Genomic DNA, 25,519 nt, shown 5'->3' on the forward strand with positions numbered 1-25,519 from the left:
CTACGGGCTACCGCCGCGGCTGGACCGCCACGTCTCCGCACAGGTGCACCTCGACACCCAGCTCGGCGAAGAGCGCGGCCTTGGCGCGCAGCGCCTTGTCCGCGGTCGCCGCGTCGGGTGCGTAGGCCACGTTGAGGTGGTTGGCGCGGTGGCGGGCCATGAACTGGTCGCGGGTGACGCCGTGCAGGACCGCGTGCATGATCGGCCACTGGTGATTGGTGGCGTCGAGCCGGCGCCGGGTCTCCTCCTCGGGCAGTTCGACCGAGGTGGCACGCCCGAGGTCGACGTGCAGCCTGCCGTCCATCAGGAACACCCGCGACCAGACGATCTCGCCCGGCTTGGAGACACCGCTGAGGGTGCCGCCACCGAGCGGGAAGAACATCGGGGGCTGCCGCATGCTGTACGACTTGTCGTAGCCGCCGTTGTGCGAGGCGGGCACCGAGCCGGAGATCTCGAAGACCCAGACGAACCGGCCGTCGTACTCCTCGCCCCAGCGGATGTCGTGCAGTGTGGTGGCCGGGTCGAGGCCCATCGCCGTCCAGATGCGGTTGGTGACCAGGGAGTCGACGGCGACGCCCTCGTCCACCTCGTTGAAGTGCGGCAGTGGCGCGCCCGCGTACAGCTCGCGGGCGCCGTCGCGGCTCCGTACCGGCGGCCGCTGGACGTTGTTGAGCAGGCCCTCGGCGAGGTCGCTCGCCGGGACGGTGTCCTTCAGGCCCTGCTGGTACTGGATGCCGACCGCGTCGAGCCCGAAGTCGTCGGCGATGCGCACCGCGGCGATGTACATCTTGAACTGGCTGAGCAGCTGGGCGTCGGTGAGTTCGGTGGCCTCGTCGGTGCCGGTGTGGAAGGTCATCCCGGCCCGGTCGAGCCAGGCCCGGACCTCCTGGGCCTCCTCGTCCGACACCTTCCGCATCTCGGCCACCAGGGCGCTCTGCGAAAGGCGCTCCTTGTAGATGCCGAGCGGGTTGAGGAACTCGTCGTCGATGATGGCGTTGTACATGCCCATGCAGCCCTCGTCGAAGACGCCGATGATCGCCTTCTCCTCGCGCAGCTGCCGGGCGAGGGCCACGCCCAGTTCGGTCTCGGGGTTCGCCTCCGGCAGGGGCGGCAGGGGCCGGACGTGGCTGGTGTCGTGGGTGAGCGTGCCGGTCTCCAGCCAGGTGCGCAACGACTCGCGCGCCCACTCGTCCGTGAAGTCGGCGCTCCACAGCACCGCGTAGTCACGCCCCGCCTTGGTGAGGCTCCCGGCGAGGTTCAGCAGGCCGACCAGCCCGGGGAATTCGCCACTCCAGTTGGCGACCACCAGGATCGGGCCCTGGTGGTCGCGCAGTCCGGCGAGTACGTGGTGGCTGTACTGCCAGACGGCCTCGACGACGATCAGCGGGGCGTCCTCGGGTATGTGCTTGAAGACCTCGATACCGGCGCGCTGGCTGTCGATGAACCCGTGCCCCTTGACCTGGTCCACCGCGTGGCCTCGGCGGACCTTCCAGCCGAGGTCCGTGAGGGCCGCGGCGAGGTCGCTCTCCAGCTTCTCCTGGGTGGGCCAGCAGGTGACGTTGGCGGCGGGGCGCAGGTCGCCGCTGGCCACGGTGTAGACGGTGGCGGGCTCGGCGGCGGGGGGTCGGTGGAGCTCGGGCAGGGTGTACGCGGTCATGCGGTCTCCGTCGGTGGTGCGTCGGTGGTGCGTCGGTGGTGCGTTGGTGGTGCGTCGTCGGTACGTCGTCGGTACGTCGGAGGGGGCGCGGGTGGCGCTGCGGGCGCGGGGGCGCTCAGCGCTCCTGTAGCGCGGCCAGCGCGTGGACGGTCGCGGCGGTGTCCGGGTACAGCCGCCGGTAGAGGGCGTACAGCTCGTCGTAGCGCCCGGTGTGTGCGGCGCGCGGCGTCACCGTCTCGCGCACCGGGTTCCAGTCGTCGATGGAGGCGTCGCCGACGAGCTGGGCGGCCAGCAGCGCGTCGCCGTAACCCGCGCCGATGGTGATGGTGCGCAACTCCTGCGGGCGGCCGGTGATGTCGGAGACGATCTGTGTCCACAGCGACCCCTGGGTGCCGCCACCGACGGCGACCACCCGGCGGATGTCGCCGCCGACCGCCTCGATGACCTCGATGTTCTGGCGGATGCCGAACCCGGTGGCCTCGAGCGCGGCCCGGTAGAGGTCGCCGCGGGTGTGGGACAGGGTCAGCCCGGCGATCACACCGCGGGCGTCGGGGTCCATGATCGGGGTGCGCTCGCCGGAGAAGTACGGCAGCATCAGCAGGCCGTTGGCGCCGACGCCCGACTCGGCGGCCAGCGCGGTGAGTTCGGCGTGGTCGCCGTCGGCGAACAGGTCCTTCAGCCAGTTGGCCACCGCGCCGGAGGTGGCCATGCCACCGGCCAGGTTCCGGGTCCCGGGCAGGGCGCCGACCGTGCCCCACAGGGACGGCGTGGTCAGCGGCTCGGGCACGGTGTGGATGAGGAACATGGTGGTGCCGTACATCAGCATCAGATCGCCGATGTTCTGCGCGCCCACGCTCAGGGCCTCGGCCCAGGCGTCGATGGTGCCGGTGGTGACGGGGATACCGGCGGGCAGGCCGGTCGCCGTGGCGGCCTCGGGGGTGAGGGCGCCGGCCGCCTCGCCGGGCCAGCGCAGCGGCGGCAGTTCGATCCCGGGGGCGACCTCGGCGGCCCAGGGGGCGTACCACTCGCCCGCGAGCGTGTCGTACAGCGGGGTGCACTGGCTGGCCGAGTGGTGGTCCAGGACGTAGTTCCCGGTGAGCTTCCTGACCAGCCAGGAGCTCGGCATGTACAGGCGCCTGGCCCGCGCGTAGAGCTCGGGCTCCTCCTCGGCGATCCACGCGATCTTCGGCCCGGCGGCCTGGGTGGTCAGCGCGGAGCCGCCTCGTCGGATGATCTCGTCGGCGCCGAGCCGAGCCTCGATGCGCTGGATCTGCCGGACCGAGCGGGTGTCCACACCGTAGAGCACGGCGGGGCGCAGCGGCGCGTCGTGTTCATCGGTCAGCAGGACGCAGGGGCCCATGCCGCTGACCCCGACGGCGACCACGGTGGTGTCCTCCGCGGCGGTCAGCTCGCGGGCGAGTTCGGTGAACTCGCGCCACCAGACGGAGGCGTTCATCTCGAAGTGGCCGGGACCCGGTCTCGCGGGGGTGTGCTCCCGGGTGGCCGAGCGGATCAGTGCGCCATCGAGAGCGACGAGGACGCCCTTGCTGCTCGAGGTGCCGATGTCCACTCCGATGACTGCGTTGCGAGGCATGGCGAGCACGCTGACAGAAAACGATTTCACCGTCAAGGGAGACCACGCGAATGACCTTTGCCCCGGCGAAAAGCCATATCAGCAGCGTGCGTCGACTCCCCCGGATACCGCACGACACCCCGCGATCGGCGCCATGTCTCACCCCTTGACACCCCCTGGAGCCCGCTCTACGTTTCGGTGAAATGGATTTCAGACGTGCTGCGCCGCACCGCCGGTGACGCCGTTTCCCGCGCGCCACGGCGGCTGTTCCGGCCCGTCGGCGCGCGCCCCGTACCCCATCCATGAGGGCAAGACACGATGACGACCTTTGGACTCGATGGCATTTCCCGCAGGACGCGTGCCGTGAGCCGTTCCATCAGCGCCGAGAACGTCACCGGCGCCAAGTCGGGTGGCGGCCGCGCCACGGAGGGCACCGGAGCGGTGGCGGCGAGCAGGCTGGGTCCGGGCTGGAAGATCTCCCCCAGCATCGACATCGCCCCCGGCACAACGGCGGTGCTCGCCGACATCGAGGGTCCGGGCACCATCCGCCACCTGTGGTGCACCACCGACCCGCACCGGGCCTGGCGGGGCACCCTGCTGCGGATGTACTGGGAGGGCGAGACGGAACCGGCCGTCGAGGTCCCGCTCGGTGACTTCTTCTGCAACGGCTGGAACACCTTCAGCCAGGTCTCGTCCGTGCCCGTCGCCGCGAACCCCAACGGCGGCTTCAACGCGTACTGGCCGATGCCGTTCCACCGCGGGGCACGCATCACCCTGGAGAACCTGACCGCCGAGAAGGTCACGCTCTACTACCAGGTGGACTACGAGCTGGACGAGGTCGGGGACGACGCCCTCTGGTTCCACGCCCAGTGGCGCCGCAGCCACCCGGTGCCGTACGGCGAGGTGCACACCCTGCTCGACACGGTCACCGGCGCCGGTGGCTACGTCGGCACCTATCTGGCGTGGGGCGTCAACAGCCCCGGCTGGTGGGGCGAGGGCGAGCTGAAGTTCTACCTCGACGGCGACGACGAGTTCCCCACGCTCTGCGGCACCGGCACCGAGGACTACTTCGGCGGCGCCTGGAACTTCGACGTCCCCGGCCAGGGGTACACCGCCTACACCACCCCGTGAGCGCCGTGAGGTGAGGTGAAGTGGCGCCGCGGGGGCTGAACGTCAGGCCCCGGCAGGCCCGGCCGTGCTCTCCCGGACCTGTAGCTTGGTGCGCAGCACCACGGTCTGCACCGGCGACACGCTGCCGTCCATGCGCTGGAGGAGGAGGTCGGCCGCGGTGCGTCCCAGCTCGTACGAGGGCAGTTCGACCGCGGTGAGGGACGGCCGTACCAGCGACGCCCAGGGAACGTCCCCGAAGGAGAGCACACCGACGTCGGGTGGGGTGCGGCCGGCCTCGCGGAGGGCGTCGAGGACGCCGATGGTCATGAGGTTGTTGGCGACGAACACGGCATCGGGCGGCTCGGGCAGCGCCAGCAGTTCGCGCATCGCCGCGCGGCCGCCGTCCACCCGGAAGTCGCCATGCCGTACGTAGGTGTCGTCGGTCGCGGCCGGGCCGCCCTGGGCGGCGCGCAGCGCCGTGCGGTGGCCCGCGAGCCGTTCCTCGGAGGTGGAGGCGCCTTCGGGCCCGGTGATGCAGGCGATCCTGCGGTAACCGGCCTGGAGGAGGTGACGGGTGGCCACCTCGCCACCGTGGTGGTTGTCGACCCGGACCGCGTCCACCTCGGCGTCGCGCGGACGACGATCGACGGCGACCACGGGCACCCGCCGGTCGGTCAGCGGCCCCAGATCCGTCTCGTCCTGGGACGCCGCCGCCACGATGACGCCCGCCATCTGCTCGCCGAGGGCCACCTCCAGGTAGCGGCGCTCCTTGTCGGTGTCCTCGTCGGAGTTGCACAGGACCACGGAAAGGCTGGTGCGTTGCGCGGCGTCCTCGACGCCACGGGCGAGAGAGGTGAAGAACGGGTTCTCGATGTCCGGGATGATCAGCGCCATCACACTGGACCGCTGTTTGCGCAGCGACCGCGCCACCCGATTGGGCGCGAACCCGAGGGCGGCCGCCGCCTCTTGCACGGACAGGGCACGCGCCGGTGTGACCTTGCCGCCGTTGAAGACACGCGAGACGGTCGCCGGAGAGACACCGGCGGCTCGCGCCACGTCATGGATCGTCACCAACTGTGTCCGCATCCTTTCACCGTGTACGGGCAGCCTTCACCCTACCCCGCGCTGAAAAGGATTTCACACTGGTATTGAGCGGACCGCAACCCTCGCCTCCGCGCTGACCAACCGCTCACCTCAAGGCTCACCAAGATCCATGGCCGGAGCCCCGCAGGTGGGTCCGACAGCCACCGGGCCGCCGGACCCACCGCGAACGACCGGCGTCTCAGGCGAACACCGACAGCAGCAGGGCCATCGCCAGACCCAGCACACTGACCAGGGTCTGCACGGCGGTCTGGGTCTTGGTGGCCTGGCTGAGGTCCATGCCGAACGACTCCTTCACCAGCCAGAACCCCGCGTGGTTGACGTAGTTGAGACCGAGCGAACCGGCGCCGATCGCGACCACGAGCAGGGATGCCTCCAGGCCCCCGCCGTCGCCGATCAGCGGGGCCACGATGCCGGTGGCGGAGACGATGCCGACGGTGGCGGAGCCCGTGGTCAGCGACAGCAGCAGGGCGACGAGCCAGCCCAGCAGGATCACATTGATGTGAGCGCCCTCGGCGGCCGACGCGATGGCATCACCGATGCCCGAGTCCTGAAGGACCTGCTTGAACGCCCCGCCCCCGCCGATGATGAGCAGGATGGCGGCGATGGACTTCAGGCTGTCGGTCAGGGAGGCGCGGGTCTCCTCCCCCGAACGGCCGGAGTGACCGGAGCCGCCGGAGTGACCGGAACCGGAGCGGGCGGAGCCGAACATCGTCACACCCAGGGCGAAGACGAAACCGGCGAGCATCGCCACCAGCGGTTCTCCGGCGAACACCAGCGCCGCGCCCAGCCCGCTCGACTCGTCCAGCACCGTCTCGGCCAGGGTGCGCAGCAGCATCAGGACGACGGGCACCAGCACGGCCGCCACGGCCAGGCCGGTCGGCACACCGGTCCGGCGGGGCGCCTCCGCGCCCGCCCGCGCACCGGGCACCGGGGTGCCGGCTTCGGCGGGCTGCCGCTCGGCCCCCGTGAACTGCGCCACCAGCTCGGCGTCCGGCGCCACATCGGGAAGCCGGGGCGCGATCCAGCGGGCGTAGACGGGCCCGGCCAGGATGACGGTGGGCACGGCACAGACGATGCCGACGCCGAGGGTGAGACCGAGGTCGGCGTGGAGACCGGTCATGGCGGTCAGCGGGCCGGGGTGGGGCGGCAGCATGCCGTGCAGGGTGGACAGCGAGGCGATGGCGGGCACACCGAGGAGCACGTACGGGCTGCCCTTGGTGCCGCCCTGTTCCTCCATCCTGCGGGCGACGCTGAAGATCAACGGCAGCAGCACGATCAGGCCCACCTCGAAGAACATGGGCACACCGATGACGAACGCCGCGGCACCCACCAGCCAGGGCAGTCTGCGGGGCTCGGCGCGGGCGACGAGGGCCCGGGCGATGGCGTCGGTGGCGCCCGAGTCGGACAGCAGACGGCCGAGCATGGCGCCCAGCGCGAGGGTGACGCCCACGTCGCCGAGGGTGCCGCCGGCGCCCTCCTCGATGGATCCGGCCAGTTTCGCGGCTGGCTCCCCGGCCGCTATCCCCGTGCCCACGCTGACCAGGATCAGCGCGACGAACGGATGGACCCGCAGCCGGGAGTTGATGAGGTAGATCAGTGCTGCGATCGCCACCGTGAGGATGAGCAGCAGCCACCAGGTGTGTGCGGTCATGCGATGCCTTTCCAGGACATATGGGTTCGTACCAGGGCATGCGGGGAGTTCGTACGCCACCAGGGCATGGGTGGGTCAGGGGTGTGGCTCACAAGCGACAAGAGCGACAGGAGCGACAAGGGTGAGAAGGGCGTGCGGCGGCCGCCCCGGCGGGGGTTCGGTCAGTCCAGTCCCAGGTGTCCGACCAGCTCCGCCACGTTCTTGTCCTGCCGGGCCAGATAGGTGGCGAACGCGCCACCTGTGGTGAAGGCGTCGGTCCAGCCGTGGCGAGTGAGTTCGGCCTTCCACTGCCGGGAGTCGTGCAGCGCGGTCAGCACCGCGAACCAGCGTTCGCGGTCCGCGGGGCTGATGCCGGGCGGGGCGACGATCCCCCGCCAGTTGTCGAAGACCAAATCGATCCCGGCCGCCTTCAGCGTCGGCACCCCGCGCAGCGCGGCCACGGGCCGGTCGCTGGTGACCGCGAGGACCCTGAGCTGCCCGGCCGCGATCTGGTCGAGGAACTCGCCGATGCCGCTGGTGGCGAAGTCGACCCGGCCGTCCAGCAGCGCGGGGAGCAGATCGCCGCCACCGCCGTCGTAGGCGTCGTAACGCACCGTCTTCGGCTGGATGCCGACGGCGCGGGCCAGCGCCATGGGCAGTAGGTGGTCCGGCCCGCCCAGCGACGAGCCACCGCCGACCGTGACGTCTCCCGGGTGCCTCCGCCACTCCGCCACCAGGTCCCCGATGGTGCGGTACGGCGAGTCCCTGCGGACCACCACCGCCTCGGGCTCCTCGATCAGGCGGGCGATCGGGGTGGTCCGCGCCACGGTCACCTTCGCGTGGGTGACATGGGACGCGCCCAGCACACCCAGGCCCATCTGGAGGGCGAGCCGTCCGTTGCCCCGCTCGTCCACGGTGCGCTGGAGACCGACGGTGCCACCGGCCCCGGGCAGGTTGAACACCTCCATGTCGGACGCGGTCCCGGTCTCCTCCAGCACCCGGGCCACGGTCCGGGCCGTGGTGTCGTAGCCGCCCCCGGGGGTGTTCGGCACCAGGATCCGCAGCCCGTCGTCCCGGGCGTCCCCGGCGTCCGGCCAGGCGCCACAGGCGCCGACGAGCAGGGACAGCACGGCGGCCAGGGCGCCGGACAGGACGCGGGTGCGGGTACGGGTGCCGGTGCGACGTCTCATGGCACCTCCCTTTCGCTTCCCATACGGCGGACGCCATGATTGTGCGGCCTGGCGGACAATGCGCCCAGGTTGTGTCAGCAGGAGAGATTGAGTTCATTGTGGTCGCCGCGTTCCGTCGCCAAACGCTCGCGGGCGAGATGCTGCTCCTCCAGCTCGCCATCGTCGTGGTGGTGCTGATGGCGGTGGCGGCGGTCTCGCTCGCGCAGTCGGAGGCCACCTTCAACCGGGTGGAGGGCCGCCGGGTCGGTGCGCTCGCCGAGCAGCTGGCCGCCCAGCCGCTGGTGCGCAGCAGGCTGGTGGGGCCCTCCCCGGCGGAGGCGCTGGCCCCGCTGGTATACTCGGCGCGGGTGCAGTCGCGGGTGACATCCGTCACGGTGGCCGACCGCCACGGGCGCGTGGTCAGCTCGACGAATCCCACCGTGCTCGGCGACCGGCTGCCGCAGGGCGAGGGGGTCGGCCGGGGCCGTGGCTGGTCGGGCACGCTGGACTGGGACGGCAGCCGGGAGCTGGTGGCGCAGGTGCCGGTGCTCGGCTCGACGGGGGACGACCTGGGGCGGCACCTGGGCACCGTCATGATCGGTGAGGCGTCCCCCACGGTGTGGCAGCGGCTGAGCGGCGCGTCCTCGTATCTGCCCGTCTATCTCGGCGTGGCGAGCGCGCTCGGCGTCGTCGGCTCCTGGCTGCTCGCCCGGCGCGTCAAACGGCAGACGCTGGGCCTGGAGCCACGCGAGATCACCGGGCTCGCCGAGCACCGCGAGGCGATGCTGTACGGCATCGCCGAGGGCGTGGTCGCCCTCGATCCGCAGCACCGGGTGACCCTCGTCAACGACATGGGCAGGCGGCTGCTCGATCTGCCCGAGGACTGTGTGGGCCGGAACCTGGCCGAGCTCGGCATCGAGGGACGGCTGCTGGACGTCCTGGCCGGGGCGCGGAAGGAATCGGCGGATCCGAAGGACGAGGTCGTGGTCCGGCACGGCCGGGTCCTGGTGATGAACCGCATGACCGTCGTCAAGGACGGACGGCCGCTCGGGTCCGTGACCACCCTGCGGGACCGCACCGAGCTGGCGAGGCTGGAGCGCGAGATCGGCTCCTTCCGCTCCACCTCCGAGCTGCTGCGCGCGCAGACCCATGAGTTCGCCAACCAGCTGCACACCATCTCCGGGCTGATCCAGATCGGCGAGCAGGATGAGGTGGTGCGCTACATCCGGGCGCTGAACCAGCGCCGCCAGTCGCTCGACATGTCCATCGGCCGCCGGGTCCGGGACACCGCCATCGCCGCGTTGCTGATGGCGAAGGCGTCCCAGGCCGCCGAGCGTAAGGTGGCCCTGCGCCTCTCGGACCGCACCGCGCTGGACCGGCTGACTCCCGAGGACGCCGCCGATGTGGCGACCGTGGTCGGCAACCTGGTCGACAACGCCATCGACGCCGCCACGTCCGAGCACGGCGGTGCGCACAAGGACGACGGCGGTGACGAGCCATGGGTGGAGGTCGAGCTGCGGCAGGATCACACCAGCGTGGAGATCGTGGTGCGCGACTCCGGCCCCGGCGTCGCCCCCGGACTCGCCCAGGAGGTCTTCGCCCACGGCTTCACCACCAAGGCCGCCAGGGAGGGCGAGCGCGGCATCGGACTCGCGCTCACCCGGCTCGTCTGCGAGCGGCGCGGTGGTGAGATCGCGGTGACCAACACCAGCCAGGGCGCGATGTTCAGCGCCCGCATGTCCGTCAGCCACCCCGCCGACGCGGTGGCGGAAGGAGCGACCCGATGACCGAGTCGGCCGACACGATCGACGTGCTCGTCGTGGACGACGACTTCATGGTGGCGCGAGTGCACCGCACCTTCGTGGAGCGGGTGGCGCCGTTCCGCGTCGTCGGCACCGCCCACACCGGCGAGCAGGCGATCGAGGCGGTCGACGCGCTCCGGCCCGACCTGGTCCTGCTCGACCTCTATCTGCCGGACCTCTTCGGCCTGGACGTCATCCCCCGGCTGCGCACCGCCGGGCACGACTGCGACGTCATGGTGATCACCGCGGCGCGGGAGGCCGACGCGGTGCGCGGCGCCGTCCGCCAGGGCGTGGTCGACTACCTCCTCAAGCCCTTCGACTACGAGGACCTCCAGCCCCGCCTGGAACGCTATGCGACCCAGCGCGGGCGGCTGCTCACCACGGTCGTCCGTGGCCAGGCGGATGTGGACCGCGTGCTGGCCGGAGCGTTCGCGCCCCCGGCGGGCGGCGCCCTCCCGAAGGGCCTGAGCGTGGAGACCGCCCAGCTCGTCGAACGCGCCCTCCGCGAGGCGGACGGCACCGTCTCCGCCGCCGAGGCGGCCACCGCCATCGGCATCTCCCGGGTCAGCGCCCGCCGCTACCTGGAGTACTTCCACGCCACCGGCCACGCCGATGTCTCCCTGCGCTACGGCACCGCCGGGCGCCCGGAGCGCCGCTACAGCCGACGGGCGTAGCGCCGCTACAGCCGACGGGCGTAGGGCCGCTACAGCCGGCGGGCATAGCCTCGCCGTGCTGCTCGCGGAGTCCTTCGGCTGGGCGGGCCCGGCCGGACTCTATGTGTGCGTCGCGCTGGTGGGACTCCTCGGGGTGCTGTCCACTCGCGAGACCTGGAGCCCCGAGCGGCACACGGTGCTCCCGGCCGGTCAGCCGCGGCGGGCGGCCGATCGCGAACGGCACCCCTCCCGCTGAGCCGGGGGATACGGCGCCCCCCTGCTGAGCCGAGGAGCAGGCGGCCGGTGGGCCCGGGCATGGCGCCGGGCCCGCCGGTCAACGGCGTCAGGGCTTGCGGGCCACCGCTCCGTACATCGCGATGTCCTCGTCCTTGATGTCCTCGGTGACGGTGGCGTCCGGGCGCCACTTGTGGACCTGGGTGAGGCCGGGCTCGACCAGTTCGAGGCCGTCGAAGAACCGCTCGGCCTCGGCCTCGGTGCGCAGCCGCATGGGCATGTCGCGGGCCGCGTACTCACGGGCGACCCGGGCCACCTCGTCCGGCGCGAAGTCGGCGGTGCCGATGGACATCGCCAGATAGCTGCCGGAGGGCAGCGGCTCCAGGAGGCGGTTGACGATTCCGTAGGCGTCGTCCTTGTCCAGGACGAAGTGCACGATGGCGATCACCGTCAGGGCGACCGGCCGCGTCAGATCGAGGGTCTCGCGGAGTTCGGGGGCCCGCAGGATGGTGGCGGGCTCGCACATGTCCGCTTCGACATAGGCGGTCCTGCCCTCGGGGGTGCTGGCGAGCAGGCCCTGGGAGAGCGTCAGGACGATGGGGTCGTTGTCCACGTAGACGACCCGGGAGTCCGGGGCCACCGCCTGGGCGATCTCATGGAGGTTGGGCGAGGTCGGGATGCCGGTGCCGATGTCGAGGAACTGCCGGATGCCCGCCTCCTCGGCCAGATAGCGCACGGCCCGGTTCATGAAGTCGCGGTTGGCCCGCATATGGATCGGCAGGGCGGGCCACTCGCGGGACATGGCGATGCCCGCTTCCTTGTCGGCCGGGTAGTAGTCCTTACCGCCGAGGATGTAGTCGTAGATACGTGCCGAATGCGCGCTCTCGGTGTCGATGCGGTCGGCCGACCATCCGTTGTCGCTCAAGGCGTCCCCTCCCAGTGGATCGTCAGTTCGCTGTCGGTGTGGCCCCCGCTCGCGCGGGCCGGAACGGGCCCGCGCGAGCGGGAAGGATGTGGTGCCGTGGCGGCTAGCAGAGGAAGTCGGCGTCGCCGGCCTTCACACTCGCCAGAAACCGGGTCATCTCGTTCGTGCCGAAAACCAGTGCGGGGCCGTCGGGGTCGGTCGACTGACGCAGCGCCACCCGTCCGTCGTGCAGCTTCTTGGCTTCGACGCAGGCGCCCCCGGCGTCGTCGCTCCACGGCTTGGACCAGCCCAGGGCGCCGAGGGCGTGGGAGGGCATACCGCTGCGTATGTGGTGGTGCACTTCAGAGCTCCTTGCGAATTGCGCCGAGGACGGCCTCGGTTTTCCTGGCGGGCACCGACTGGGCGCCCATCCGGTCCAGGACCTCGCGATACACCACCACGTCGTCCTCCTTGTCCAGATACACCGCGCCGACCAGGCCGCTGAGGTAGACGATGTCGGGCAACTCCGGGGCCCTGAACCGGAAGACATGGAACGCACCGGCCCGCATGGCCGGATGCGGACCGCTTCCGAACGGCATGATCTGCACGGTCACCTGGGGAAGGGCGCTGACCTCGATCAGATGGTCGATCTGGGCGCGCATCACGGCCGGGCCCCCGACCGGCCACCTCAGCACCGTCTCGTCCATCACGACCCACAGCCGGGGAGGGGACTCCCGGGACAGCAGTTCCTGGCGCTGCATCCGCAGGGCGACCCGGCGCTCGGTGGCCTCCGAAGGGGCGTGCGGGTTTCCGGCGCTGAGCAGCGCACGGGCGTAGTCCTCGGTCTGCAACAGCCCGTGGACGAACTGCGCCTCGTAGGCGCGGATCTGAAGCGCCGCCTGCTCCAGATTCAGATACGCGGCGAACCAGTCCGGCATCACATCGCGGTAGGTGTGCCACCAGCCGCGCTTGTTGGCCTCGCGGACCGACTTCAGGAAGGTGTCGAGCTCATGCCGGTCGGTGACGCCGTACGTCTGGAGCAGCTTCTCCACGTCCGCGAGTCTGAGCCGGGCCACCTTGGCGGCTTCCATCCTGCGGATCGTGGAGTGGCTGACCCCGATCGCCGCGCCCGCCTGGTCGTAGGTCAGGCCGGCGCGGGTCCGCAGCTCCTCCAGCTGCCTGCCGAGGATCATGCGGAGGACAGAGGGGGCACCGCCCCATCCGGTTTCCGCCGCCAACGCTCTACCTCCCCACAACGGGCTACGGCTGAAGTCTGTCACGGTCGCCGGCCGCGCGAACGGCAGCCCCGCGATGGCAACTTGCAAATTTCAACTTACCGCTTGCAAGTCGTTCGTTGCACCTGCCACAGTGGTCACACCGTCCGATCACGGTGGGAACGCTTGCGTGGGTACGTCCGTAGGCACTGCGCAGTGCGGGAACGGCACGGTCATGATGCGCAGGCAGACGAAAGGCGGCCGCTCGTGGCTCCCCTCGCCCTTCCCCTGACTCCCCTTCGGACGTCCCGGGAGCAGGACACCCACCCGGGATGTGCTTTACGGCTTCCGGCCACCGCTCCGTCGGTGAGCACGATCCGCGCGGCCGTGCGTGAACGGCTGCGCACCTGGGGCGTGAGCCCCCACGTGTGCGACGACGCGCTCCTCGTGGCCTCCGAGCTGGTCACCAACGTGATCACGCATACGCTCAGCGATCATCTGGAGTGCAGGCTGAGCGTCGGCGCGGGACTGCTGCGCCTCGAGGTCGAGGATGAGATCCGGGCCCGGACCCTCCCCGCGCCCCGCACCCCCGACCCCGATGAGCACTGCGGACGAGGGCTTCTGCTGGTCGGCGCGGTGAGCAGCGCCTGGGGCGTCATGGACGCCCCGCACGGGCCGGGGCGGATCGTATGGGCCGAGCTGCCGTCGCGCACGGAAGAGTGTCACTGACTCATGGACCGACAGTTTGTTGCCCCCGAGGCCCCCGAGGCACGCGAGATGCCCGAGGCCCCGTCACTCGGCGCGGCGCGCCTGTGGCGAGGCCACCGCGGACGCCGCCTGCGACTCCCCGACGGACTGCCCGCCAGACTGGGGTACGACGCGGTGGGGATGCCCACGGACATCGGCAGGCGGGTCATGAAGTGCCTGCCCCGCATCGGCTGTGTCTTCGCCGACGACCAGCGCTGGTGGTGGATCGTGCCGTCGGGGTCGAACATCGACGTCGCCTGGCCGCTGTTCACCAGCTACGCGGTCGGGGCGCGGATGACCGACCTGAGCGGCGAGTACTCCGGGCGTTCCCGGGTCCCCCGCCTGATCCATCACCCCCAGGACGACTCGCCGTACACACCCCCGATTCCGCTGTACTTCATGACCTGTCATATCGCGGGCATCCGGCCCCACTGGTCACCCGGGGACGCCTCCGGGCCGTCCCGGGCGATCTAGGCCCCCACCCGCGCGCTGCTGCTCGGCAGGCGACCCCGCCTCGTCGACAACGTTGTCCCAAGGTATGGACAAACACTGGAGTGAGTGCTCTGGTAATGCGTGCAGCAAGTGTTCCCTGTGGAAGAGTTCCGCCGTCCTCCGGGCGGCGGCGCCAACCGGACCATGGAGCAGCAGCGTGCTGAGACACTTGTTCCTTCGCCTCCCCTCCCTCCGTCCAAGACGGACCTGGCGGCGGCGCGTGGCCGCCGCCGTGGTCCCCGCGCTGGCCGCCACCGGTCTGCTCGTCTCCGGCGCCGGCCCCTCCCACGCCGCCCAGGCCTGGGATCCCAAACCCTCCCCGATGACGACCCCGTGGACGAACCAGGTCCCGGTCGACGACCCGCTGCCGGAGTATCCGCGCCCGCAGCTCACCCGGCCCGACTGGTCCCCCCTCAACGGGATCTGGGACTTCGCGGTCACCTCCCGCGACGCCGGGCAGCCGGCCACGTTCGGTGAGCGGATCCGGGTGCCGTTCGTGCCCGAGTCGGCGCTCTCCGGCGTCCAGCGCAAGATCACCCAGAATGACAAGCTCTGGTACAAGCGCACCTTCACGGTTCCCTCCGGCTGGAACGGCCGCCGCGTCCAGCTCAACTTCGGCGCGTCCGACTGGGAGACCACGGTCTGGGTCAACGGCAAGCAGGCCGGAGCCGCCCACCGCGGCGGCTACGACGCCTTCAGTTACGACATCACGCCCCTGCTGAACGGCGGCACCAACACCATCGTCGTCTCCGTGTACGACCCCACGGAGACCGGCGGTCAGGCCATCGGCAAGCAGCGCGTCCAGGACGTCACCCCGCACCCCGGCCGGAGCATCGTCTACACCGCCTCGTCGGGGATCTGGCAGACCGTCTGGCTGGAGCCCACCGCCCCCGCGCACATCACCCGCCTGGACATGGTCCCGCGCCTGGCGGACAACACCCTGCGGGTCACGGTGCGCGGCGCCGGAGGAGCCGACGGCGCGGGCGTCAAGGTCACCGTCTCCAGCCGCGGTACGACGGTCGGCAGCGCCACCGGCACCGTGGGCGGCGAGCTCTCCGTGCCGGTGCCGAACGCCCATCTGTGGACGCCGGAGGACCCGTTCCTGTACGACGTCACGGCCGAGCTGACCGGCGCCGCCGGAGCCGACAAGGTCGGCGGGTACACCGGCATGCGGTCGATCGCGGTGAAGGACGTGGGCGGGGTCCGGCGGCCGGTGCTCAATGGCGAGTTCGTCTTCCAGACCGGCACCCTGGACCAGGGCTACTGGCCGGACGGCATCTACACCGCGCCCACCGACGAGGCCCTCAAGCACGACCTGCAAATCCACAAGGACCTGGGCTTCAACATGGTCCGCAAGCACATCAAGGTCGAGCCGCAGCGGTGGTTCTACTGGGCGGACCGGCTCGGGCTGCTGGTGTGGCAGGACATGCCCTCGATGGACAGCGGCAAGAACCCGGACACCGCGGCCCGCGCCCAGTGGGAGAGCGAGTACCGCGCCATCATCGACCAGCACCGCAGCTCGCCCGCGCTCATCCAGTGGGTGGACCAGAACGAGGGCTGGGGCCAGTACGACCAGGCCCGCATCGCCGACATGGTCAAGGCATACGACCCCTCGCGCCTGGTCGACAACATGAGCGGCGTCAACTGCTGCGCCGCCGAGGACGGCGGCAACGGCGACGTCGTCGACAACCACAACTACGTCGGGCCCGGCAACACCCCGGCGGAGTCGGTGCGCGCCTCGGTGCTCGGCGAGTACGGCGGCCTGGGTTACCGGGTGCCCGGCCATGAGTGGTATCCGGGCGGCGGGTTCAGCTACGAGGACCAGCCGAGCACCGCCGCGCTCAACAACCGGCTCGTCGGCCTGCTCGACGGGATCCGGGAGAGCGGCATGCCCGCGGGTGGCCTGTCGGCCTCCGTCTACACCCAGATCACGGACGTGGAGAACGAGGCCAACGGGCTGATGTCCTACGACCGGCAGGTGGTCAAGGTCGACCAGGCCCGGGTGCGGGCCGCCAACCAGGCCCTCATCGCGGCCTCCCGGTCGGCCGGGGCCACCGTGAAACTGCCCGTCGGGCAGAACGTGTCGATCCGGGTCACCACCCCCGGCTACACCGACCGCTACATCCGCCACTACGACGGTCTGGGCTTCACCGAGGTGGTGCACGCGGCCAGCGCCGACCTGCTGAAACGGGACGCCACCTGGACGGTACGGCAGGGTCTCGCGAACAAGCTCTGCTACTCCTTCGAGTCCCGCAACTACCCCGGTGAGTATCTGCGCCACCGCGACTTCCGCGTCCGGCGCGAGGCGGGCGACGGCTCCACCGTGTACAAGGAGGACGCCACTTGGTGCCCGACCCAGGGCAGCGGCGGCATCCGGATGTCGGCCGCCAACTTCCCCGGGCAGTATCTGCGGCACATCAACGCCGAGCTGTGGCTGGCCCAGTCCGGCGGCGGCCACGCCTGGGACAACCCGGCCAGCTTCACCGAGGACACCACCTGGGCGATCGAGTCGCCCTGGGCTCCCTAGCGCCACCGCCGCGGGCCCCGGCCGAGGGGCCCGCACGCTCCGGCGGCCGTCCCCGCGCGGGCGGCCGCCGTCGCTCTCCTCCCCCACGCTTCAGTGCACGGCCCCCCACGGAAAGGCGGGTACGTCATGTCAGCGCGGCTCCACCGTGTCCTCCACGGACTTCTGACCCTGGCCATCGCCCTGGCCACTCTGGTCGCCCTCCCCACGCCGTCCCGTGCCGCCACCCCGGTCTGCGCGCTGGCGTGCGACACCCTCGACCCCTCGAAGGCGCAGCGCGAGTCCTTCCCCGTGCCGAATGTGAACCTGGGCGGCCGCACCCTGAAGCTGCACGTCTCCGACCCCGACTCCATGGCCTGGGCCAGCATCGACAACGGGGTGAGCGGCGACGCGGTCTGGCTCGACCGGTCCTGGGACCGGGGCGCCACCTGGGAGGGTCTGCTCGGCAAGGCGAGCATCCCGGGCACCTGGACCGGCACCCGCACCCTGATGTACAACCTCACCGACCCGGTGGGCCACCGGCGCGGCTGGATCCGCGCCTGCGGCGACGCCGCCGGTGTCACCTGCACCGACTGGGTCTACCCGAAGGTGTGCGACGGCACGCTCTGCGACGGCGCCGACCCCGCCACCGCGGCGGGCGACGACCGCCCGGTGCCCTCCACCACCCTGTTCGGGCGCACCATCAGCCTCCATGTCGACCAGAAGAACGGGATGGCGTGGGGCGTCATCGAAAGCGGTGGCACGGGCGACGAGATCTGGCTGGACCGCTCCTGGGACTCCGGCGCCACCTGGCCCGAGGGCTCCTCACTCGGCCGTACGGGCGTGGCGTCGGGCAAGACCTCGACACGGACGGCGATGTTCGCCACCCGGGATCCGCGCGGGCTGATGTTCGGCGGGGCGGTCCGGGCGTGCGGCCGTGAGGCGAGCCATCAGGAGGGCGGTTGCACGGCCTGGGTCAGGCCCGCGCCGAGCCGGGCGCGCGCCGCCGCCGACGCGCTGATGGCCTCGTACCACCCGTACGAGGGCTGGTGGCGCAGCAGTTGGTGGAACTCGGCCGTCGCCGTCACCTCGCTCATCGACTTCGCCCAGCGCACCGGGCGGCACGACTACGACTGGGTGATCGCCCGCACCTTCGAGCAGAACCGCGGCACCTTCGCCCCGGGCGAGCGCAGCTCCGACGCGGTGGAGGGCCACTTCATCAGCCGCGCCATCGACGACGCGGCCTGGTGGGGCGTGGCCTGGCTGGCCGCGTACGACCACACCCATGAGCGGCGCTACCTGGACGAGGCGGTCACCATCGCCGCTTACGTCCACCAGTACTGGGACACCGGCAGCTGCGGCGGCGGTGTGTGGTGGGACCGGGAGCGCACCTACAAGAACGCCGTGACCAACGGGCTGTACCTGTGGCTGACCACATCACTGCACCGGCGGATCTCCGGCGACACCGTGTGGGGCGGCCGGGCGACCACGGCGGCGACCTGGTACCTGGGCAGCGGGTTGATCAACGGATCGGGCCTGGTCAACGACGGGCTCACCGGCGACTGCCGCAACAACGGCCAGACCGTGTGGAGTTACAACCAGGGCCTGGCCATCGGCGCCTTCACCCAACTGTGGCGGTCCACCGGCAACACCCGGTACCTGGACACCGCCCGCCGCCTGGCCGACGCCGTGACCGGCTCCGCGGCGCTGACCCGCGACGGCGTGCTGACCGAGTCCTGCGACACCGGCGGCAGCTCCTGCGACGACAACCAGAAGCAGTTCAAGGGCGTCTTCATGCGCCACTTCGCCGACCTCGCGGACGCCACCGGATCCGCCGGCTACCGGACGTACATCAAGAAGCAGGCCGACTCGATCTGGGCCACCGACCGCGACCCGCTCAACCGGCTCGGCCAGCGCTGGGCGGGCACCGGCCCCAACCAGGTGGACTGGCGCACCCAGGCCAGTGCCCTCGGCGCGCTGACGGCCGCGGACGGCCTGTGACACCTCCCCCACGAACCAACCCCCACGAGCCGTACTCGCATCGACGCAAGGAAGCGCCCATGAGCCCTCGCACCGCCCGCCGCCGCGCGGCGCCGCTCACCGCCCTGCTCGCCGTCCTATGGGGGCTGATCTCCGGCCCACCCGCGGCCACGGCGGCCCCGCACACCGCCACCGCGGCCCCGCACACCGCCGCCGCGGGCACCTTCCGCAACCCGCTCAACACCGGCCCCGACCCGTTTGTGACCACCTGGAACGGGACCTACTACCTGACCACCACACAGGGCGACAGCATCCGGATGTGGCGCTCCACCTCCCTGGGCACCCTGCTCGACGCCGACCCCATCACCGTGTGGACGGACACCGACGGCTCCCGCAACCAGCACATCTGGGCACCGGAGTTCTACCGCTTCGGCAACCGCTGGTACCTCTACTACACCGCCGACGACGGGACCGACGACCACCACCGGCTCTATGTGCTGGAGTCGGACCGCGACGACCCGGCGGGCCCGTACCACTTCAAGTCCCGTCTGACGCCGCCCAACCACACCGCCGACTTCGCCATCGACCCCGGCGTCCTCCAGCACAACGGGCGCCTCTACCTCGCCTACTCCGGTATCAACCAGTACCAGCACAACGGCCTCAACATCGCCCCGATGTCCAACCCGTACACCGTCTCGGGCAACGCGGTCGCCATCAACGCGGCGGGGGGCTGCCCGGAGGTGCGCGAGGGCCCCGAGTTCCTCTACCGCAACGGCCGCACCTGGATGACGTACTCCACCTGCGACACCGGCAAGCCGGACTACCAGGTCTGGATGATGTCCCTGCCGTCCACCGCCGACCCGCTCGTGCCCGGCAACTGGACGCAAGCCTCCGGCGCGGTGTTCTCCCGCGCCGATGACCACGGCGTCTACGGCCCCGGCCACCACGCGTTCTTCCGCTCGCCCGACAGCAAGGAGGACTGGATCGTCTACCACGCCAAGACCACGTCGGTGAACACCTACAGCAACCGCACCACCCGCGCCCAGAAGATCACCTGGAACGCCGACGGCAGCCCGAACCTGGGCCGTCCGCTCGCCATGGGCGCCACCCAGGACCTGCCGTCCGGTGACCCGGGAGCGGGCACGTACTGGATCAATGACGACGGCCAATCCAGCGGCGACGGGGGCGTGTCGTACACCGGCACCTGGAACTCGGGGACCGGCTGCGCCACCCAGTGCTTCTGGGGCGACGACCACTGGAGCGACCGGGCGGGCAACACCGCCACGTTCTCCTTCACCGGCACCCGGATCGCCCTGCTGTCGGTCCGCGACACCGGCAACGGCATCGCCGCCCTCAGCATCGACGGCGGCCCCGAGCAGCGCGTGGACTTCTACGGCGCTGTCCGCACCGGCGAGACGCTCCAGTACCTCAGTCCCCGGCTCGCCTCCGGCCGCCACACCCTGCGCATCCGGGTGACCGGCGAGCACAACGCCCAGTCCGGCGCCTCGTTCGTGAGCGTGGACCGCGCCGAGGTGTACACCCGCTGACACCCGGCACATCAGCGGCCCCCGCCCGGCGGCGGGGGCCGCACCCGCCGCGGGGCCGGGTGGGACATGACGCCGCGCGCAATCCCACTGGGGCCTGCCTTACCGTGGCGCACGTGGACCTCAACTTGCTCGTGGCGCTCGACGCGCTGCTGGAGGAGAACAGCGTGACCGCCGCGGCGGACCGGCTGAACCTCTCGCCACCGGCGATGAGCCGGACGCTGGCCCGGATCCGCCGCGCGACCGGCGACGACATCCTGGTGCGCGCCGGCCGCACCATGGTCCCGACCCCGCGCGCCCTCGAACTGCGCGAGGAGACCCGCGACCTGGTCCGGCGGGCCACGGCCGTGCTCACTCCTGTACGCCGACTCGACCTCGCCGCCCTGAACCGGCACTTCACCGTGCGCGGCCATGACGCGCTGCTGGCGGCCCTCGCCGCCCCGCTGATCGCCCGGATCGGCGCCACCGCCCCGAACATCCATCTGAGCCTGCTGGCCGAGTCCGCCGCCGACCGGCCCGACCTCGCCCGGGGCCAGGTCGATCTGGAGATCGGCGCGGACGGGCCGGGCCGCCCGGAGATCTCCTCCGAGGTGGTCGGCGCCGACCGGCTGGTCCTGGCGCTGCGGCGGGGGCATCCGCTCGCCAAGGGCCGGGTCGGCCTCGACCGGCTCCTCCGCATGACCTTCGTGACCGTCTCGCGCCGGGGCCGGCTGCACGACGCCATCGACGACGCCCTCGCCGAACGCGGGCTGCGCCGGCGGGTGATCGCGTCCCTGCCGACGAGCGCCGCGGCGCTGGACGTGGTGTCCCGTTCGGGTGCCGTGGCCGTCGTCGCCGAGCGGGTCTGCCGACCCGCCTCGGCGAGGCTCGGCCTCGTCACCCGGCGGCTCCCGCTGGAGCTGCCACCGACCCGGGTGGTCCTCACCTGGCATCACCGGCACGACAGCGACCCCGCCCACGCATGGCTGCGCGGCCAGGTGCGGGACGTGCTCCGCGAGGCGACCGACGGCACTGCCTGAGTCGGCGGTGTCCCGTGAGCCGGCGCCACCGCGTGGGCCGCTTGGCACACTATTCTTCGTATTGTCAGATGGCGAGCGTCGCGCGCAGCGCGGGTTGCAGCCGTTCGCCGTGTGCGCGCACCATCTCGTCGCACAGCTCCCAGATCTGCTCGACGCGCAGGGCGGCGGCGGTCGCCGGGTCGGTCATGGCCGCGTGCCGGATGTGGCGTGGATCGTCCTCCAGGGCGGCGCGCACCACCAGGTCGTTCATGCTGAGGTAGGTGCGGTTGAGCGCGGCGAGCTGGGGCGGCAGCGCACCGGCCCGGGTCGGCCGCACCCCGGACCGGTCGACCAGACACGGCACTTCGACCACGCCATGGGCCGGAAGGTTCTCGATGAGGCCGTGGTTGGGCACATTGCCGTAGACGGTCCTGGGGGTGCCGGTCACCATGGAGTGGATGATCTGCGGGGCGTACTCCATGGTCCCCTCGACGTCGATGTGGGCGCCGGTCGCGAGGGCGTCGCGGGTCCGTTCGTACTCGGCGACGTTCTCGTCCACGATGCCGAGGTACGCGCCGACGGGCAGCCGCAGCCGCTCGATCTCGCTGTCGTGGTGCAGATACCAGGGCACATACTCGGAGGAGTGCTCGCTGGTCTCGGTCGGGTAGTAGCCGAGCCGCCGGTACATGTCGACGCGGACCCGCCGCCGCAGCTGCTCGTTCTCGGCGATCAGCGCGTCCAGCCGGGGGTAGAGATCGGTGCCGTCGTGCTCCAGGCGGAGCACCCACGCCTGGTGGTTGACCCCGGCGGCGCGGTAGGTGACCTCGCCGAACGGGACCTTCAGCAGCTCGCAGAGGTCGTGGATGGTCCAGTGGACCGAGTGGCACAGGCCGACCACCCGGGTCAGTCCGGTGGCCGCCACGAGGTACTGCACGTTCATGGCCATCGGATTGGTGTAGTTGAGCAGCCAGGCCCCGGGGCATACGGCGGCGATGTCCTCGCCCAGCGCCTTGAGGAACGGGAAGGTGCGCAGGGCGCGGAAGATGCCGCCGACGCCGAGGGTGTCGCCGATGGTCTGCCGCACTCCGTGGCGCGCGGGGATCTCGAAGTCGATCCGGGTGGCCTCCGCCATCCCGATCTGGACGAGGTTGATGACGAAGTCGGCGCCGTCGAGTGCCTCGCGCCGGTCGGCGTGCGCGGTGATGTGCGCGGCGGCGTCCCGCCGCTCGGCGATGTAGCGCGCGGCGGCCTCGGCGGTGGCGAGGCGTTCCGGGTCGATGTCGTGCAGGGCGATCCGCGCGGTCTTCAGCTCCGGGAAGGCGAAGAGATCCGCCAGCAGGCCCTGGGTGAAGACGACGCTTCCCGCGCCGATCAGCACGATCTTGGGGTTGATCATGACGGGATGTCTCCGTTGGCGGTGAGGTGGGCGGTGAGGTGGGTGAGGGCTTCGTCCCAGGTGGGCTGGGCGGTGGTGCCGCCCGCGGCGCGGGTGGACAGCGCACCGCAGGCGGCGGCGAGGTCGAGCGCCTCGGCGATGGGCCGGCCCGTGAGCCGTCCGGCGAGGAAGCCCGCGTTGAAGCTGTCGCCCGCGCCGACGGCGTCCCGGGGGGTGACACGGATCCCGGCGGTGGTGAGCAGGGTCCGGCCGTCATGGCACAGGGCGCCGTCCGCCCCGTTCTTGACGGCCACCAGCGGGACCTGCCGCGCGAGGAGTTCGGCGGCCGCCGCGACGGATGTGCCGTCGGTCCCGGCCAGCCGGTGGGCCTCGGCGGCGTTGGGCAGCAGGAGGTCGGTCCGGGCGAGGACGGGCGCCAGTGCGGCGGGGTCCCATCGGCCCGAGGGGTCGTCGTTGGTGTCCAGCGAGGTGGTGGCGCCCGCCGCGCGGGCGGTGTCGAACAGGTCCGGCAGATCGGCGGCGAGCCCCGGCATGAGGAAGAAGGACGCGGCGTGGAGGTGGCGGGCCGAGGTCAGCAGGTGCGGGGGGACGTCGCGGCCCGAGGTGGCGGCGAGGGTGCCCGGCGCGGTGAGGATGGCCCGGTCCTCCCCGCGGGTCACGATGACCGTGAGCGGTGTGGGCAGGCCGCTGTCCAGGCGCAGTCCACTGACGTCGACGCCGTGCGCCGCGAGCCGGTCGCGCAGGTAGTGGCCGGCGCCGTCGTCCCCGACGCGTCCGGCGAAGGCCACGCGCAGCCCCAGCCGGGCGGCGCCGCAGGCGGTGATCGCGGCGGATCCGCCGAGGGTGAGCGCGCCGCTGTCGACGAGCTGTTCGCGCTGGCCGAAGGCGAGCGCGGTGTCGAGCGGTCCGACGATGACGTCCGGGTTGGCGTCCCCGATGACGAGCAGGTCGAAGGTGGGTGGCATACGGGTTCCTGACGGGTGAGGGAGGGGCTGAGCCGCCTCATTGAGGTGCCGGTCAGCCCTTGAGGCCGGTGGAGGTGATCGACCGGACGAAGGTCTTCTGGGCGGCGAGGAAGGCGAGCAGCACCGGCAGGACGGTGATGACGTTCCCCGCCATCACGGCCGACCACTGGGTGTGGTGCTGCCCCCGGAAGGTGGTCAGACCCAGCTGGAGGGTGTAGTTGGCGTCGTGGTTCAGCGCGATGAGCGGCCACGACAGGTCGTTCCAGGTGGTGAGGAAGGTCAGGACGGCGACCGTGCTCAGCGCCGGGCGGGACAGCGGGACGACGATCTGGAACAGCACCCGCAGCCGCGAACACCCGTCGATCCAGGCGGCCTCCTCCAGCTCCCGGGGCAGCGAGAGGAAGAACTGCCGCAGCAGGAACACCGCGAACGGCGTCACCAGCGACGGCACGATCAGCGCCCCGAGGGTGTCGACCAGCCCCAGCTTCCGCATCACCAGGAAGGTCGGGATCATCGTCAGCTGGAACGGGATGGCCATGGTGGCCAGCATCAGCACCAGCAGCACCCGGGACCCGCCGAACCGCATCCGGGCGAAGGCGTATCCGCCCAGCGTCCCCAGCAGCAGATTGGACACGACCGCGACCGCGGAGACGATCAGGGAGTTGGCGAACCAGCGCGGGAACATCGCGTTGCCGAGCACGAAGCGGTAGCCGTCCAGGTGGATTCCGGAGGGCCAGAGCGCGGGCGGGAAGCGGTTGATCTCCGCGTCGCTCATCACCGAGCTGAGCCCCAGCCAGAGCAGCGGTACGGCGAAGAGCAGCGCCAGTGGCGCGAGCAGCAGGTGCCACGGGCTGAACGGCAGCCGCGGCCGGCGCCGTGCGGACGGATCCGTCATGACGTGGCTCCCTCGATGCGGCGGTCGCCGCGGCGCCGGACCAGCCGCAGCGCGGCGGCGGCCACCAGCAGGGCGACGCCGAGGACATAGGCCGCGGCGGCCCCGTAACCGGCGGTGAAGTTGCGGAACGCCTGCTCCCACACGAAGTAGACGATCACGGTGGTGGATCCGAGCGGACCGCCCTTCGTCGTCACGTACACCAGGTCGAAGACCTGCAAGGCGCTGATCGTCTGCCACAGCAGCAGGAACACGCTGACCGGCGCGATGGTGGGCAGGGTGACGTGGCGCAGCACATGCCGGCGTTCCGCGCCGTCCAGGGTGGCGGCCTCGATGAGTTCGCGGGGCACGTCCTGGAGGGCCGCGAGGTAGATCACGACGCAGAAGCCGGTGCCGCTCCACAGTGAGATGCCCACCAGGACCAGCAGCGCCTGGCCCGGGTCGGACAGGAAGCCCTGCGGGGAGACTCCGAGGTGGTGCAGCAGCGAGTTGGCCGCGCCGAACTCCGGGTCGAGGATGAAGGAGAACAGCACGCCCTGGGCGGCGGCCGAGACCACGAACGGCACGAAGAGCAGCGTGCGGTACAGCCCCGCGAACCTGATCCGGCGGTTGAGGACCAGCGCGAGCACCAGCCCCAGACCGATGCTCAGCGGCACATACAGCGCCGTGTACTCCAGGGTGTTGCGCACGGCCTGGGCGAACTGCGGATCGTCGGCCAGCTGGCGGTAGTTGTCCCAGCCCACCCAGACGCTCGGGGTGAGGAGGTCGCTGTACTGGAACGACAGCAGCAGGGACCACAGGACGGGGATGACGCTCAGGCCCAGGATGACCAGGACGGAGGGGAGGACGAACGCCCAGGCGGTCGCGGCCTCCCTGCGGCCCGTACGGCGTGCGGGACGGGCCGGTGTGCGGGGCGCCGGGCGGGTGATGGGGGTGGGCAGACGGGACATGG

Annotated in this window: 22 protein-coding genes; 10 read left to right on the forward strand and 12 right to left on the reverse strand. The window is 71.4% G+C overall.

Features of this window, described 5'->3' with window-relative positions; translation table 11 throughout:
* Positions 1 to 7 precede the first annotated feature (7 nt).
* Positions 8 to 1,657 (reverse strand): fucose isomerase, encoded by a 1,650-nt coding sequence (locus ABD329_RS17745; protein WP_198275584.1) that lies wholly within the window; start codon positions 1,655 to 1,657, stop codon positions 8 to 10.
* A gap of 115 nt (positions 1,658 to 1,772) precedes the next feature.
* Positions 1,773 to 3,251, reverse strand: coding sequence for an FGGY-family carbohydrate kinase (locus ABD329_RS17750; RefSeq protein WP_198275583.1), 1,479 nt, complete (start codon positions 3,249 to 3,251; stop codon positions 1,773 to 1,775).
* A gap of 342 nt (positions 3,252 to 3,593) precedes the next feature.
* On the opposite strand from ABD329_RS17750, the gene ABD329_RS17755 reads away from it, so the two are divergent.
* The gene (locus ABD329_RS17755) at positions 3,594 to 4,361 is read left to right on the forward strand and encodes a glycoside hydrolase family 172 protein (protein ID WP_309142628.1); all 768 of its coding nucleotides are present in this window, start codon (positions 3,594 to 3,596) and stop codon (positions 4,359 to 4,361) included.
* 42 nt (positions 4,362 to 4,403) lie between these two features.
* Here ABD329_RS17755 and ABD329_RS17760 read toward each other — a convergent pair whose 3' ends face one another.
* From ABD329_RS17760 to ABD329_RS17770, 3 genes are all read right to left on the reverse strand, one after another.
* Positions 4,404 to 5,426, reverse strand: a complete 1,023-nt coding sequence (locus tag ABD329_RS17760) for a LacI family DNA-binding transcriptional regulator (RefSeq protein ID WP_246618218.1) — start codon at positions 5,424 to 5,426, stop codon at positions 4,404 to 4,406.
* A 196-nt stretch (positions 5,427 to 5,622) separates the two neighbouring features.
* The gene (locus ABD329_RS17765) at positions 5,623 to 7,095 is read right to left on the reverse strand and encodes a GntP family permease (RefSeq protein ID WP_198275582.1); all 1,473 of its coding nucleotides are present in this window, start codon (positions 7,093 to 7,095) and stop codon (positions 5,623 to 5,625) included.
* A 161-nt stretch (positions 7,096 to 7,256) separates the two neighbouring features.
* Positions 7,257 to 8,264, reverse strand: a complete 1,008-nt coding sequence (locus ABD329_RS17770) for a Bug family tripartite tricarboxylate transporter substrate binding protein (RefSeq protein ID WP_198275581.1) — start codon at positions 8,262 to 8,264, stop codon at positions 7,257 to 7,259.
* Between the two features lie 98 nt (positions 8,265 to 8,362).
* Here ABD329_RS17770 and ABD329_RS17775 point away from each other — a divergent pair, with 98 nt between their 5' ends.
* The 3 genes from ABD329_RS17775 to ABD329_RS17785 are packed head-to-tail and all read left to right on the forward strand — an operon-like array spanning position 8,363 to position 10,954.
* Positions 8,363 to 10,030 carry a sensor histidine kinase gene (locus tag ABD329_RS17775; protein WP_198275604.1) on the forward strand — a complete coding sequence of 556 codons (1,668 nt, stop codon included), beginning with the start codon at positions 8,363 to 8,365 and terminating at the stop codon, positions 10,028 to 10,030.
* Positions 10,027 to 10,719 carry a response regulator gene (locus ABD329_RS17780; protein WP_198275580.1) on the forward strand — a complete coding sequence of 231 codons (693 nt, stop codon included), beginning with the start codon at positions 10,027 to 10,029 and terminating at the stop codon, positions 10,717 to 10,719. The genes ABD329_RS17775 and ABD329_RS17780 overlap by 4 nt, the downstream gene beginning before the upstream one ends.
* 55 nt (positions 10,720 to 10,774) lie before the next feature.
* The gene (locus tag ABD329_RS17785; protein ID WP_198275579.1) at positions 10,775 to 10,954 is read left to right on the forward strand and encodes a hypothetical protein; all 180 of its coding nucleotides are present in this window, start codon (positions 10,775 to 10,777) and stop codon (positions 10,952 to 10,954) included.
* Positions 10,955 to 11,041: 87 nt separating this feature from the next.
* Here ABD329_RS17785 and ABD329_RS17790 read toward each other — a convergent pair whose 3' ends face one another.
* The 3 genes from ABD329_RS17790 to ABD329_RS17800 all read right to left on the reverse strand — a co-directional run bounded on the left by ABD329_RS17790 (position 11,042) and on the right by ABD329_RS17800 (position 13,074).
* Entirely contained in the window at positions 11,042 to 11,857 is an 816-nt protein-coding gene (locus tag ABD329_RS17790; protein ID WP_198275578.1) for an SAM-dependent methyltransferase, read from the reverse strand.
* Between the two features lie 103 nt (positions 11,858 to 11,960).
* A complete protein-coding gene (locus ABD329_RS17795) occupies positions 11,961 to 12,173 on the reverse strand; it encodes a DUF397 domain-containing protein (RefSeq protein WP_198275603.1) in 213 nt (70 codons plus the stop codon).
* 25 nt (positions 12,174 to 12,198) lie between these two features.
* Positions 12,199 to 13,074, reverse strand: coding sequence for a helix-turn-helix domain-containing protein (locus tag ABD329_RS17800; RefSeq protein WP_198275577.1), 876 nt, complete (start codon positions 13,072 to 13,074; stop codon positions 12,199 to 12,201).
* Positions 13,075 to 13,317: 243 nt separating this feature from the next.
* Here ABD329_RS17800 and ABD329_RS17805 point away from each other — a divergent pair, with 243 nt between their 5' ends.
* The 6 genes from ABD329_RS17805 (at position 13,318) to ABD329_RS17830 (ending at position 21,335) form a co-directional block, all read left to right on the forward strand.
* Positions 13,318 to 13,779 (forward strand): ATP-binding protein, encoded by a 462-nt coding sequence (locus tag ABD329_RS17805; RefSeq protein WP_344316616.1) that lies wholly within the window; start codon positions 13,318 to 13,320, stop codon positions 13,777 to 13,779.
* A 3-nt stretch (positions 13,780 to 13,782) separates the two neighbouring features.
* Complete coding sequence (locus ABD329_RS17810) at positions 13,783 to 14,271, forward strand: hypothetical protein (protein ID WP_198276902.1); 489 nt, start codon at positions 13,783 to 13,785, stop codon at positions 14,269 to 14,271.
* 238 nt (positions 14,272 to 14,509) lie between these two features.
* Positions 14,510 to 16,816: an AbfB domain-containing protein gene (locus tag ABD329_RS17815; RefSeq protein ID WP_198276903.1), complete on the forward strand. Its 2,307-nt coding sequence runs from the start codon at positions 14,510 to 14,512 to the stop codon at positions 16,814 to 16,816.
* Between the two features lie 126 nt (positions 16,817 to 16,942).
* Positions 16,943 to 18,793, forward strand: a complete 1,851-nt coding sequence (locus ABD329_RS17820; protein WP_198276904.1) for a glycoside hydrolase family 76 protein — start codon at positions 16,943 to 16,945, stop codon at positions 18,791 to 18,793.
* A 59-nt stretch (positions 18,794 to 18,852) separates the two neighbouring features.
* Complete coding sequence (locus tag ABD329_RS17825; protein ID WP_198276905.1) at positions 18,853 to 20,319, forward strand: family 43 glycosylhydrolase; 1,467 nt, start codon at positions 18,853 to 18,855, stop codon at positions 20,317 to 20,319.
* Between the two features lie 113 nt (positions 20,320 to 20,432).
* Entirely contained in the window at positions 20,433 to 21,335 is a 903-nt protein-coding gene (locus ABD329_RS17830; RefSeq protein ID WP_198276906.1) for a LysR family transcriptional regulator, read from the forward strand.
* A 64-nt stretch (positions 21,336 to 21,399) separates the two neighbouring features.
* Here the strand turns inward: ABD329_RS17830 and melA are convergent, their stop codons facing one another.
* The 4 genes from melA to ABD329_RS17850 are packed head-to-tail and all read right to left on the reverse strand — an operon-like array spanning position 21,400 to position 25,517.
* Entirely contained in the window at positions 21,400 to 22,710 is a 1,311-nt protein-coding gene (melA, locus tag ABD329_RS17835; protein ID WP_198276907.1) for an alpha-glucosidase/alpha-galactosidase, read from the reverse strand.
* Positions 22,707 to 23,675, reverse strand: coding sequence for a carbohydrate kinase family protein (locus ABD329_RS17840; protein ID WP_198276908.1), 969 nt, complete (start codon positions 23,673 to 23,675; stop codon positions 22,707 to 22,709). Before ABD329_RS17840 ends, melA begins: the two co-directional genes overlap by 4 nt.
* 52 nt (positions 23,676 to 23,727) lie before the next feature.
* Positions 23,728 to 24,570 carry a carbohydrate ABC transporter permease gene (locus ABD329_RS17845; protein WP_198276909.1) on the reverse strand — a complete coding sequence of 281 codons (843 nt, stop codon included), beginning with the start codon at positions 24,568 to 24,570 and terminating at the stop codon, positions 23,728 to 23,730.
* On the reverse strand, positions 24,567 to 25,517 hold the full coding sequence (locus ABD329_RS17850; protein WP_198276910.1) for a carbohydrate ABC transporter permease: 951 nt from the start codon (positions 25,515 to 25,517) through the stop codon (positions 24,567 to 24,569). The genes ABD329_RS17845 and ABD329_RS17850 overlap by 4 nt, the downstream gene beginning before the upstream one ends.
* Positions 25,518 to 25,519: the final 2 nt, after the last annotated feature.

This window comes from Streptomyces javensis, from assembly GCF_039525925.1.
Classification (GTDB): Bacteria; Actinomycetota; Actinomycetes; order Streptomycetales; family Streptomycetaceae; genus Streptomyces; species Streptomyces asiaticus.